The organism is Oceanobacillus locisalsi, assembly GCF_042675985.1.
Classification (GTDB): domain Bacteria; phylum Bacillota; class Bacilli; order Bacillales; family Amphibacillaceae; genus Oceanobacillus; species Oceanobacillus locisalsi.
In genome coordinates this window covers 33,813-46,677 of the sequence record NZ_JBHTKK010000016.1, presented here as the reverse complement: position 1 = coordinate 46,677, position 12,865 = coordinate 33,813, and the positions used below count along the sequence as shown (strand labels likewise).

At 39.8% G+C, this 12,865-nt stretch carries 11 protein-coding genes and 1 other RNA gene; 7 read left to right on the top strand and 5 right to left on the bottom strand.

Features of this window, described 5'->3' with window-relative positions; all coding sequences use genetic code 11:
- Positions 1 to 92 precede the first annotated feature (92 nt).
- On the bottom strand, positions 93 to 2,348 hold the full coding sequence (gene pflB / locus ACFQ19_RS13105; protein ID WP_379592786.1) for a formate C-acetyltransferase: 2,256 nt from the start codon (positions 2,346 to 2,348) through the stop codon (positions 93 to 95).
- Positions 2,349 to 2,633: 285 nt separating this feature from the next.
- Between pflB and ACFQ19_RS13100 the strand changes: the two genes are divergently transcribed.
- On the top strand, positions 2,634 to 3,551 hold the full coding sequence (locus tag ACFQ19_RS13100) for a DMT family transporter (RefSeq protein ID WP_379592784.1): 918 nt from the start codon (positions 2,634 to 2,636) through the stop codon (positions 3,549 to 3,551).
- 44 nt (positions 3,552 to 3,595) lie between these two features.
- On the opposite strand, the gene ACFQ19_RS13095 is transcribed toward ACFQ19_RS13100, so the two are convergent.
- On the bottom strand, positions 3,596 to 4,063 hold the full coding sequence (locus ACFQ19_RS13095) for an ImmA/IrrE family metallo-endopeptidase (protein WP_379592782.1): 468 nt from the start codon (positions 4,061 to 4,063) through the stop codon (positions 3,596 to 3,598).
- A 95-nt stretch (positions 4,064 to 4,158) separates the two neighbouring features.
- Complete coding sequence (locus tag ACFQ19_RS13090; RefSeq protein ID WP_379592780.1) at positions 4,159 to 4,533, bottom strand: helix-turn-helix domain-containing protein; 375 nt, start codon at positions 4,531 to 4,533, stop codon at positions 4,159 to 4,161.
- A gap of 151 nt (positions 4,534 to 4,684) precedes the next feature.
- Here ACFQ19_RS13090 and ACFQ19_RS13085 point away from each other — a divergent pair, with 151 nt between their 5' ends.
- The 4 genes from ACFQ19_RS13085 (at position 4,685) to ACFQ19_RS13070 (ending at position 9,841) form a co-directional block, all read left to right on the top strand.
- A complete protein-coding gene (locus ACFQ19_RS13085) occupies positions 4,685 to 4,918 on the top strand; it encodes a helix-turn-helix domain-containing protein (RefSeq protein WP_379592778.1) in 234 nt (77 codons plus the stop codon).
- A gap of 672 nt (positions 4,919 to 5,590) precedes the next feature.
- Positions 5,591 to 6,829 carry a dicarboxylate/amino acid:cation symporter gene (locus ACFQ19_RS13080; protein ID WP_379592776.1) on the top strand — a complete coding sequence of 413 codons (1,239 nt, stop codon included), beginning with the start codon at positions 5,591 to 5,593 and terminating at the stop codon, positions 6,827 to 6,829.
- Between the two features lie 304 nt (positions 6,830 to 7,133).
- Entirely contained in the window at positions 7,134 to 8,849 is a 1,716-nt protein-coding gene (gene acsA, locus ACFQ19_RS13075) for an acetate--CoA ligase (RefSeq protein ID WP_379592774.1), read from the top strand.
- A gap of 473 nt (positions 8,850 to 9,322) precedes the next feature.
- Positions 9,323 to 9,841 (top strand): type 1 glutamine amidotransferase domain-containing protein, encoded by a 519-nt coding sequence (locus ACFQ19_RS13070; protein WP_379592772.1) that lies wholly within the window; start codon positions 9,323 to 9,325, stop codon positions 9,839 to 9,841.
- 86 nt (positions 9,842 to 9,927) lie between these two features.
- Here ACFQ19_RS13070 and ACFQ19_RS13065 read toward each other — a convergent pair whose 3' ends face one another.
- Both ACFQ19_RS13065 and ACFQ19_RS13060 read right to left on the bottom strand, forming a co-directional pair.
- Positions 9,928 to 11,220, bottom strand: coding sequence for a LysM peptidoglycan-binding domain-containing protein (locus tag ACFQ19_RS13065; RefSeq protein ID WP_379592770.1), 1,293 nt, complete (start codon positions 11,218 to 11,220; stop codon positions 9,928 to 9,930).
- Positions 11,221 to 11,283: 63 nt separating this feature from the next.
- Complete coding sequence (locus tag ACFQ19_RS13060) at positions 11,284 to 11,820, bottom strand: isochorismatase family cysteine hydrolase (RefSeq protein ID WP_379592768.1); 537 nt, start codon at positions 11,818 to 11,820, stop codon at positions 11,284 to 11,286.
- Positions 11,821 to 11,904: 84 nt separating this feature from the next.
- On the opposite strand from ACFQ19_RS13060, the gene tadA reads away from it, so the two are divergent.
- Positions 11,905 to 12,408: a tRNA adenosine(34) deaminase TadA gene (gene tadA, locus ACFQ19_RS13055; RefSeq protein WP_379592766.1), complete on the top strand. Its 504-nt coding sequence runs from the start codon at positions 11,905 to 11,907 to the stop codon at positions 12,406 to 12,408.
- A gap of 65 nt (positions 12,409 to 12,473) precedes the next feature.
- Positions 12,474 to 12,739, top strand: an RNA gene (ffs, locus tag ACFQ19_RS13050) — signal recognition particle sRNA large type.
- Positions 12,740 to 12,865: the final 126 nt, after the last annotated feature.

Below are 12,865 nucleotides of genomic sequence, written 5' to 3'. Positions count from 1 at the left end.
GCTCTCCCCCTTATCTCCTTTACTAAAAATGATGCAGCAGCAAGCGCTCAGATGACTTGTTGAACGCTTGCTATTGTCTTTTCTCCAGACCCTTACAGGCTTTCGTGGAAGGTACGGTTAATCACGTCTATTTGCTGTTCTCTTGTCAGTTTAATAAAGTTGACGGCATATCCGGAAACACGGATAGTCAGCTGCGGATATTCTTCCGGATGTTCCATGGCATCTAATAAGGTGTCGCGATCGAGCACATTGATATTCAAATGATGCCCGTGTTTGGCGGTATAACCGTCCAGTATGCCCGCTAAGTTGCTTGTTCTGGTATCTTTATCTTTACCCAGTGCTTTCGGTACGATGGAGAAAGTATTGGAAATGCCATCCAATGCGTATTGATATGGCAGCTTGGCAACGGAAATTAAAGAAGCCAGGGAGCCGTTTTTATCGCGGCCGTGCAATGGGTTTGCCCCTGGAGCAAAGGCTTCTCCTGCTTTTCTTCCATCTGGTGTATTGCCTGTTTTCTTTCCGTAAACGACATTGGAAGTAATCGTCAGGATAGACTGTGTCGGCACTGCATCGCGATACATCGGATGTTTTTTAATCTTATTCATAAAGTCTTTGACAAGATGCACCGCAATTTCATCAGCACGATCATCGTTATTGCCGTATTTTGGGTATTCGCCCTCGATTTCATAATCAACAACCAGGCCGTCTTCATCACGGATGGTTTTGACGTTCGCATATTTAATGGCACTTAAGGAATCGACAATGACAGATAATCCTGCCACCCCGCAGGCCATAGTGCGCAATACGTCACGGTCATGTAACGCCATTTCCAGACGTTCGTAGCTGTATTTATCATGCATATAATGGATAATATTTAATGCATTGACGTATAATCCGGATAACCAATCCAGGAGATTATCGTATTTCTCCATCACTTCATCGTAATCCAGATATTCCGATGTGATGGGTGCATAGTTTGGAGCAACCTGCATTTTCAGGTTTTCATCGACGCCGCCATTGATCGCATACAACAGTGCTTTTGCCAGGTTGGCGCGTGCGCCGAAAAACTGCATTTGTTTTCCGATGCGCATGGCAGATACACAGCAGGCAATGCCATAGTCATCTCCATAGATCGGTCGCATGATGTCGTCATTTTCATACTGGATGGAGCTGGATTGAATCGACATTTTCGCACAGTACTTTTTATAGTTTTCCGGCAACTTTTGAGACCACAGCACAGTTAAGTTTGGTTCTGGCGCCGGACCTAAGTTATCTAATGTGTGCAGAAAACGGTAAGAACTCTTTGTGACAAGCGGACGTCCGTCTTCTGCGATACCTGCTAATGATTCTGTCACCCAAGTCGGGTCTCCGCTGAACAATTCGTTATAATCTGGTGTTCTGGCGAATTTTACGAGACGCAGCTTCATGACAAAATGATCCACAAGTTCTTGCGCTTCTTTCTCTGTTATGACCCCGTTTTGCATATCTCTCTCTATATAAATGTCTAAGAATGTAGAAACTCTGCCTAGACTCATGGCTGCACCGTTTTGTTCTTTAATCGCTGCTAAATAGGCCAGATAGAGCCATTGGAAAGCTTCTTGTGCTGTTTTTGCCGGTCTGGAAAGGTCAAACCCATACATTTCTCCAAGTTTTTTCAAATCTTTTAGGGAACGAATTTGGTCAGAGGTTTCTTCGCGTTCACGGATAATGTCCTCCGTCATCGTCCCATTACCAATGAGGGAAAGATCTTTTTTCTTGGCCAGGATTAAATCGTCCACCCCATATAAGGCAACACGGCGGTAATCCCCAATAATACGTCCGCGTCCGTAAGCGTCAGGGAGACCTGTGATAATGCCTGCTTTCCGTGCTTTTAACATTTCTGGGGTGTAGGCATCAAACACGCCCTGGTTATGCGTTTTCCGGTGTTCCGTAAAAGTATGGACCACATCATCATCGATGTGATAACCGTACGATTCCGCAGCAGCCACGGCCATGCGGATACCGCCAAATGGCATTAACGCACGTTTAAAAGGTTCATCTGTCTGTACACCGACAATCTTTTCCAATGCCGGATTCAAATAACCAGCACCATGAGAAGTAATGGTGGAAACAATCTTGGTATCGACATCAAAGACACCGCCGTTTTCTCGCTCTTCTTTGGTTAACTGCATCACTTGACTCCACAGATTTTCTGTTGCTTCGGTCGGGCCCGCTAAAAAGTCTTCTTTTCCTTCATACAAACGATAATTTTGTAAGATAAAATCACGAACATTAATTTCTTGCTGCCAATTCCCCTCCACAAAACCGTCCCAAGGAACTTTTTTTCCCATTTCCTCTGCAACTTTCATTATAAACCCCTCCTTACGGTTATTGTGAAATAATTCACAATAACTCCTACTTTTATTATACCGTTTTCAACACAAATAACAAGTGAAACACTTCACAATTCATGAAAGTTCGAAAAATGTTCAATTTTTAATTTTGTGCGAAAAATAAACATGATGATTGTTTTCTGTGATATCTTTGCTTAAAATAATTACATTGGCTATTTTTAGAAAATATTCTGTTCACAGCCGGTCTGATCTGTGTTAGCGCATTTATAAATATTTTGATGGAGAAAGAAGGTTTCTTTGGTGTATATATTAATTATCGTAGGAATGATAGCTGGTATGATGGTTCCAATGCAGACTGCGGTAAATAATCGACTGACATTATTTACGAAAGCTGTTTTACCGACATCTTTTTATTCCTTTTTAACGGGCACTATTATTTTATTTATGATTAATCTGATGATGGATCCCAGTAAATTGACGCTGACGTTTTTTGAATCACAATCTTACTCGTATGTTTGGTTTGCCGGCGGGGTGCTGGGTGTTATTTTTCTGACAGGAAATATTATTTTATTGCCTAGAATTGGTGCGGCTGTAACAGTAATTGCAACGGTTACAGGACAAATGGTTATCGGCATATTTATTGATACATTCGGGTGGTTTGATGCAGATGTTAAACCGCTTCATGTGATGCATATTGTTGGTGTGCTCCTATTAATTGCCGGAATTATATATATGAATGCTAAGAAAAGGACAGCAGTTGTAAAGGACCATTCCCGACTTTGGATTTTAGTTGGATTAGCTACAGGTATGATGCCGCCTATGCAAACAGCTATCAACAGCAGTTTACGGTATGAGGTAGATTCTTTTATTTATGCTGCTTTCATATCATTCGTTGTAGGAACTGTCGTGTTATTTATCATGGCAATGCTTGTGAATAGGGGAATCAAAATAAACCGTACTTCCGGAGACATTACATTAAAACCACGGCATTTTGCCGGGGGCGTTCTTGGAGCTGCATATATTGCTTCGAATATTATATTAATGCCTTATCTTGGCGTGACACTGACGCTGATGTCTACTATTTTGGGACAGATTGTTATGGGACTCATCATCGACCACTTTGGCATGTTTAACTTGCCGAAATATCCAATCGACCGCAGAAGAATCATTGCTGTGGTGATGATTGTCAGCGGTATTGCGCTATTAAATTTCTTCTAAAGGCACGGGCTGGTTTTCTATAGATCAGAAAGCCAGCTCGATTTTTATACAGCCAGATAGTAAACAGGCTTTTCGTATAATGTAAAATGTTTATTTTGGTACATCTCCAGCCTGTGCAGGGCAAAGGCAAATTCAACCGGGAAATGCTGCAGAATATCATTGACACTATGAACGTGAAGCTGTTGTAGCATAAATGTCGGAATGCAGAAATGATAGGCAAAATAGTCAGCTTGATGTTCTTGTAAGTCGACAAAAAGAGAATGCATAAAACGCTGATCGCCTTCATGGAAAAAATAATGGCATAGTTCATGGCCGAAAATCTGCCATCTGTTTTCGAGAGGAGAACGGGGAAGAACAATAAAGTGATCTACCCGCATGCTGATAGATTCAGAATAAATAATCTCAATATTTAAAGCTTCTGCAATAGCAGAAATGGAAAGTTCCTCAGGGTCCTGAATACCAAGCTGCTTATATATTGCTTCAACAAATTTTTCGACATCAGAATAATACAAATCATTTCCCTCCTCAAAATAGGAATATACGTTCGATTTAAAGTGTTAAAAAAAGGAGTAGCAACTACACCTTTTTAGCTTCTTATAGATACATCTTATTCTTTCTGATCGGGATCCTCATTATCGGTGTTTTTCCTGTATAAAATATAGTGTATCACATTTAATGCCTCTTGTTTTTCATCCTCTGTCATGCGTTTCCAGTTACGGAACATTACCGTATCTTGTTCAGACATTGGTTCAGGCGGAGAAGTATCTTTTTCTGAGGAAGACGTTGATTTACCTAAAAGCCAATCTACTGAAACACCATATAACTCAGCCATTTTATGTAGACTGTCCGTATCAGGGTCACGATATTCTCTTTCATAGCCGGATAAAGTACCATTTGAGATACCAAGAAGTTTTGACGCTTCAATTTGTTTTAGTCCAGCTTTTTCTCGTGCTTCTCTTAATCTTTGGGAAAGAATTTTCATAGTATCCACCTCAATATAGAGATAATACCATTTTTAATAAAAATATTATTATTTTTAAGCGAAACGCAAATTTTTGTATATTAATATATTGACTTACGCAAAACGCTTAATTATAATTTAAGTAGAAAAAAATAATGGAAGGAGTGATTTAGTGGAAATTCATGAAAAAATAGAGTTTATCAGACAGCAAAAACAAGTAACAAAAACACAAATTGCGAAAAAATGTTCCAAAACACCTGCATGGTATACGAATATTTCCAAAGGAAAGACGAAAATTGATGTAGATATGCTGGAAAAAATAGCAGATGCATTAGAAATTGATGTAAAAATGTTATTTGATAAAGAGCTGAATGATGCTTTAAATAAATGTAAGGAACTGTTATAAAATAAAAAAAAGAGATTTAAACACCTTAGAAAAATTGACGCCTCAAAAAGCTTGCATGATATTGTTATTGTGAAGAGCGCCACATAGATATTTCCTCATAGAAAATCTCTCAATTTTAAAATTTTTATCTTGTTATAACTCGTAATTTTAGTTCTATCTCCTCATTAAAAGAAGGAGGTAGTTTTTTATTGAGAAAAAAAGATGTGTTTTACTCCTTAAAAAATAGGGTAAAGCTTGTAAAATCTTCAAGTTATAAGAAAGATAATATGTATTAGAATCTGTTTTTTCAATATGTGAGCCTATAAGAGGATGTTCAAAAAGTCCAATAAAAATGACACGGCGAATTTCTGCGTTGACTAGCAAATTCCAATACTCACGTATTATAAAACATACGCTCCGTTTGGAATTTGCTAGTCGCCTTGAACTTCTTGGTCCTATTTATCGGACTTTTTGAACACACACTATAATATTGCAGTTTATCTTTCTTTCTCTGCATGTAGATATAACTTCTGTAGAAACCCCTCATAGCAGAGAAAACCCAATAAATTGATGTTTTATTCCAAAATAAAAAGTAAATCATTTATTGAGTGTGACACAAGAATCTCCTTTAATTTGCAGCTTTTCCAATAAATATTTTTCATACCCAAAACATGAATGAAAGGGTGAGCTCATATGGATTCGAAAAAATTAACGAAAAGAATATTGATTGCCCTGGTTGCCGGGGCAATTGTTGGTGTGGCGCTGACATTTACTCCTGAAAGTTTTTTCGGACCTCTGGATAAATACGTATTAGATCCGGTGGGGCAAATTTTTATTAATCTTATTATGATGTTAGTTGTTCCACTCGTATTCGTATCCATTGCGTTAGGAACAGCTGGACTTGGTGATCCGAAAAAGTTAGGGAAAATTGGTGTTTCTGCGGTTGTCTTCTTCTTAACCACAACAGCAATTGCAATATCAGTGGGCCTAGGTTTGGGTTATTTGATTCAACCGGGAGCCTCGGGGGTTTTTGATACATCAGGCGCAGACTATACACCTGAAGAAACACCCCCAATGATGGACACATTAATTAATATTATTCCAGAGAATCCAATAAACGCTATGGCTTCCGGAGAAATGTTGCAGATTATTGCGTTTGCTATTTTCATTGGAGTTGCCTTAGCATTTTTAAGTGAAAAAACAAAAGGAATATATAATTTATTTGAACAGGCAAGCGAAATATTAAATTGGTTAATTACAGTGATTATGCGATTTGCTCCATATGGGGCGTTTGCACTGATTGCCTCAGCAATCGGTGATGCCGGACTGGATGCAATTGGTTCCATGTTGAGCTATATGTTAACTGTCATTGCAGGGCTTCTTGTCCACGCTTTTATTATATATTCTCTTGCTGTCTGGCTGATAGGACGCAGCAATCCAATTACATTTTTCAAGGTGTTTTTCCCGGCAATGGTAGTCGGATTTAGTACTTCCAGTTCTAATGCAGCGCTTCCTGTTGCAATGAAAACAGCCCAGGAAAAGCTGGGTGTAAAGAAAGCTGTCAGCAGTTTCGTTCAGCCGCTTGGTGCAACGATTAATATGGACGGTACAGCAATTATGCAAGCTGTTGCAACGGTATTTATTTCCCAAGTGTATGATATTCCGCTTGCTTTTACCGATTTATTAATTGTTGTTCTTATCGCTACTTTAGCAAGTGTCGGTACAGCTGGAGTTCCTGGTGTTGGATTAGTTATGCTGGCCATGGTGCTTGGCCAAATTGGTCTTCCTGTTGAAGGAATTGCGTTAATTATTGGTATTGACCGTCTTCTTGATATGCTAAGAACGTCGCTAAATATTGCTGGAGATGCTGCTTGTGCTTATATAATATCTGAACGGGGAAATTGGAATGAGGAAAATGCAGAAAATGGATAAAGGTGTATAAAATAGATCTGCAGTAAAATGACTTTTAACAAAGCGAAATCGAAACGCGTGTCAATGCTGATGGAAGCATTGTGATAATGGTTCGGATTTTACTTTCTATATGATGAATAATTGCTGTGTTGCTTTATTTTCCAGGCATTTTCTTTGAAACTATCTCCTAATTCTGTAAAATTAAAAACAAACCCTTTAAAAATGTCACAGAATGTTCTAAAATAGAATTAGTTAACAAAATATTTTTATCCTTTTTTTAATTCTATTTGTAATCGTTTCCAATTAAGATGAATGAGGTGATTAGATGGATATGCAAACAATACCGGCACGTGAAGGGAATCATAATTTAAAAAACTATGAAGAAATACGAAACAATTTTTCATGGGAGGAAGTAGAAAAAAACTTTTCTTGGTATCAAACAGGCAAAGTGAATATGGCGTATGAAGCAATTGACAAACATGCGGATAATCCTGATAAGAAGGATAAAGTCGCATTACTATATTCCGATCCTGACCGTGAAGAAAAAATAACTTTTGATGAACTCCGTTTGCAAAGCAATCAGTTTGCAAATGTGCTGAAGAAATATGACGTGCAAAAAGGGGATCGTGTTTTTCTTTTTATGCCCAGAAGTCCAGAGTTCTATCAAGCATTTTTCGGCATTTTAAAAATAGGTGCCATTGCAGGGCCTCTGTTTGAAGCATTTATGGAGCAGGCAGTGGGAGACCGTTTGGAAAATAGTGAGGCGCGTGTATTAATAACTACGCCTGACTTACTCTATCGTATCCCGCAAGACAGATTGCCGGATTTAGAAAAAATTGTTGTAGTAGGTGAGCATGAGGAACAAGGGGGTCAGTATATTGACTTTCATTTTGAAATGAAGCATGCCTCCTCGGATTTTGATATAGAATGGATGGATAGAGAAGATGGTATGCTGCTTCACTATACGTCCGGTTCTACCGGAAAACCAAAAGGTATCTTGCATGTGCATAATGCCATGATTCAACATTATATAACCGGAGAATGGGTATTGGACTTGAAAGAGGACGATATCTATTGGTGTACAGCAGACCCTGGCTGGGTAACAGGAACAAGCTATGGTATTTTTGCGCCTTGGCTTCATGGAATAACAAATGTCATCCGCGGCGGACGTTTTTCTCCGGATGATTGGTATAAAACATTACAGGATAATAAGGTTACTGTTTGGTATACCGCGCCAACGGCTTTACGGATGCTTGTAAGTCATGGCGAAGAGAAGGTCAGAGAGTATGACCTGTCTTCCCTGCGTCATATTTTGAGCGTCGGAGAGCCATTAAATCCGGAAGTAATTACTTGGGGATTAAAAGCATTTGATTTGCGTATCCATGATACATGGTGGATGACGGAAACAGGTGCACAGGTGATTGTAAATATCCCAGCATTGGAAATCAGACCAGGTTCCATGGGGAAACCGATTCCTGGTATTGAAGCTTCCATCGTGGATAATGAAGGAAATGAAATTCCTCCGAATCAAATGGGCAATTTAGCCATTAAATCCGGCTGGCCATCTATGATGCGGGCGGTTTGGAATAATAAAGGAAAATATGACAGTTATTTTATTAACGGATGGTATGTCTCTGGAGACAGTGCCTATCGGGACGAAGATGGTTATTTCTGGTTCCAGGGCCGTCTGGATGATGTGATTAATACTGCCGGAGAGCGCGTCGGACCATTTGAGGTAGAGAGCAAACTGATTGAGCACGAAGCTGTTGCGGAGGCAGGTGTTATCGGTAAACCGGATCCGAAACGCGGAGAAATTATTAAAGCATTTATCACCCTGAATCCGGGATATGAAAATAGTGAGGAGCTTCTGGAAAGTATCCGGCAATTTGTGAAACAGGAATTAAGTGCACATGCCGCACCAAGAGAAATGGAAGTCAAAGATTCCATTCCAAAGACACGGAGCGGTAAAATTATGCGCCGCCTGTTAAAATCATGGGAGCTAGGACTTCCAACGGGAGACACCTCCACATTAGAAGAATAGTTAGATAAAAAAGACCCGAATTTTCGGGTCTTTTTTTACTGGACAGGTAAAGTATACAATTTTGTAGTATTTTTCGTTCTATGAATGTTGAATATCTCCATAAATCCTAAGAATAAGTATATAAACCTTGCTGTTTCAGGATGAATATGTTCTCTATTATCATGCTTACTTTTCGTTAAAGCGTCCTTCTATTTTTGAGCAGAGTATGGTGTATAGCTCCCGCTCCGGCCAAGCCCTCCGCTTTCCGACGTACAACGGTCCGCCGCAGCGGTAGCTTTACACTTCACCTTCTCCTCTTTGTCAGCAAATCAGCAGATGTATAAAAGAAACGATCAATCCCCGACTCCCATAGAATGGAAATTACTTTTTAAAGTGCAAAAGTTGAGTTCATAAAAAATAAAATTTGTATGTTTGAAATAGACATTATATGGGAAGATATATTATGTAGCCATTATTGAAGGAGGTTATTATTCATGAGTAAAAAAATAGCAACAGTTATTACAGACTTATTTGAGGATGTAGAATATACAGATCCGAAAAAAGCACTTGAAGATGCTGGCCATGAGCTTGTTACCATTGAAAAAGAACAAGGAAATACCGTAACAGGTAAATCTGATAATACTAAAGTAACTATCGATAAAGGCATTGATGATGTAAAACCGGAAGACTTTGATGCATTGTTTATTCCTGGAGGTTTCTCTCCTGACATGCTTCGTGCAGATGATCGCTTTGTAACATTTGCAAAACATTTTATGGATGAGAAAAAGCCGGTTATGGCAATCTGTCATGGTCCGCAACTTCTTATTAATGCAAAATCACTTGATGGACGAGGAGCAACAGGTTTCAAATCCATTCAGGTAGACCTGGTAAACGCAGGTGCAAAATTCAAGGACGAAGAAGTCGTTGTTTGCCAAAATCAATTAGTAACCAGCCGTACACCGGATGATATCCCGGCATTTAACCGTGAATCCGTGAAAGTACTTGGTGAATAAAAGGCATTAATATAATAAAGGAGCGCTTTGAAATGATTTCAAAGCGCTCCTTTCATGTAAAGCGTAGGAAAAAGGGCTTTCCTCTCTTACCCATCCAATTTTCGAATCTCAAATTCATTATTTAAAAGCAGCCAATTTTGCGGGAAAGCGAGACCTAATTTCCAATAAGAGATGCCTAAAAGCTGAAACTCCCGGATTAAATCAAATTTTGCCTGAATCGAACGGGCATCCTCAAACCAGACCTCATGCTCCTGACCGGAAACATCAACATACATAAAGTAAGGCGCTTGGGCTGTGTTATCAAATTGAATGGCAGCATTGTTCTCCCAAGCAATATGGACGGCTTGCTGCGGGCTGATGGCTCTGGCAGCTTCTCCGCCTTCCACAAAAGGCAATGTCCAATCATATCCATATAGATTTTGACCAAGTATTATTTTTTCTGATGGGATTTCAGAGACTGCATATTCCACTACATCTCGTACGGAATGGAGCGGAGAGACAGCCATTGGCGGTCCATAGCTATAGCCCCATTCATAAGTCATCAATACAACAAAATCCACAATTTCTCCATGCGTGTGGTAATCATGTGCCTCGTACCATTGTCCTGTCTGTTCTGCGCTTGTTTTGGGAGCGAGTGCCGTAGAAATCTGCAACCCAGCTTGTGCGAAGCGCTCTTTTGCTGTCCGTAAAAACGTATTATAAGCTTCCCGATCTTCTGGTAAAAGAAATTCAAAATCAAAGTGTATATCGCGATACCCTTGTTCTGTTGCAATATTAACAATTTCATCCAATAATTGGTTTTGCACAGCCTGCACAGTTAAAATAATATGCCCGACTTCCGAGCTGAAAGAACCTTCTTCCAAGTTGGTGATGACCATGGCAATAGAGGCACCGCCTTCCTTTGCAGAGGCAATCAGATTTCCAGTTGGCGGAGCTGTCAATGTACCATCCCGGTTTACACGATAACTGAATAGACTAAGGTAAGTTAAAAAGGGCGAATAGGTGCTTACTGCTGTTTCCAACGTTTGCGAAACTTCTTCTCCCATTGGTTCAACATAAGCATTTGCAGTAATGGCTTCTTTCGGTATCGGCGGAATATATAAACGCAATCCCGGATAAATCATTTGATTGGCATGGAGCCCGTTGATGGCAGCCAGTTCATCTGCAGAGATATTAAATTGCGCTGCAACAGAGGAAAGGGTATCACCGGACTGCACAAAATAAAATTGCCCGACAATAGGAATAACAAGTGCTTGCCCAATCACTAATTGGCTGGGTGCGTCTAATTCATTCGCATTGACAATATCTTCGACAGAGGACCCATATGTATCAGCAATTTGCTCTAGTGTATCCCCTTGTTCGACAACATATATTTGCAAAAAATAACCCCCTTCAGAGTGCTTCTTACTCACTATATGAAGGGAGAGACGTTTTTATGCTGTTTATGAAACAGGAGAGATATCTGCATCCATTACTGATTCCATCAAATAAAGCGCGTAGTTGTTATTATCTGTTCCTTCTGAGGCAATCCCGTTTTTAGGAATAGAAAGTGTGAATTTATACATATAGGCATCCTTGGCTGTAAATAGTATACAAATATCCCCTGCGATTCCTGCTAAAATAAGATGGGTACGCTTCATATCGGTTAAAAGTGCATGTAAGGGTGCTTGAAAAAAGGCCGAATGTTGTGGTTTAATGAGAAAATAATCGTGCTTGTCCGGTTTGATTTTTTCAATGATTTCTGCACTTTGTTTGTTTTCACAACGTTTGATAATTTCCTGGTAGTCCGCTTGCCATAATCCGTAATGATCATTAACATAAATAATAGGAATGGATTTTTCTTTAGCGTATTCCCGTAATTTGATTAAGTTAGGAAGAATGTCTTTTGTATTGGCAAAAAGCTCATCACCGCCATCAAAGTTAAAATCATTGATGAGATCGATGAATATGAGTGCTGTGTTCTCTGGTGTAATATTCATAAGGTATCTCCTTTTAAAAAAATGAGTTCATATAGTATTCCCGCTGTACAATTATTAAAACGAAAATAAAGTGATGTGATAAAAATGGCAGAAGAAATATCTGTAAGTCAAGATGAAAAATATATGGCAGCAGCTCTGCAAGAGGCACGCAGAGCTTGGCTTTTAAATGAAGTTCCGATTGGCGCTGTAGTTGTGAAAGATGGAGAAGTTATCGGCAGAGGTTTTAATCTGCGGGAATCGATACAAACTACGTTAACGCATGCAGAACTTCTTGCAATTCAGGATGCGAATCAGAAAGTCGGCAGCTGGAGATTAGAGGATTGTACCTTGTACGTTACATTAGAACCATGTCCTATGTGCGCAGGAGCCATTGTCCAATCAAGAATCAAACGTGTCGTTTATGGCGCAAACGACCCAAAAGCGGGATGTGCCGGAACATTGATGAATTTATTGGAAGAACCGCGTTTTAATCATCAGGTTGAAGTGGCATCCGGGGTCCTTGAACCACAGTGCAGCACAGTTTTAAAGAATTTTTTTAAGGAACTGCGGCAGAAAAAGAATGATAACGATCCGGGAGCAGAAGAATAGATGTTGTATGGAAAAAGCCACATTTTTTATTGCATTTTTGAGACTGAAAAGCTATAATATAAATTACGTGCTAAGCGGGGAGGTAGCGGTGCCCTGTACTCGCAATCCGCTATAGCGAGGCTGAATTCCTGCTCGAGGTGGGATGACTGTATGGTCAGACGTAAGGAATTGGTGTTGACGTCCGGGTCCTGCGCAACAGGAACCCATGAACCCTGTCAGGTCCGGAAGGAAGCAGCAGTAAGTGGTCATTCTTGTGTGCCGCAGAGAAACCTGGGCTGAGCCATGAACTTACGTAGCGCATATGGTCACCCCATCGAAAGCAGGTGCACGTTACATAAATAAACGGCGGAAAATGCCTGCTATTAGGCGCATCTGCTGAACATATCGAAAAAAAGAACTGTGAAGACAGTTCTTTTTTTATGTAAAAATGTTGATTGAATGAATGTTGAAGCTGTTT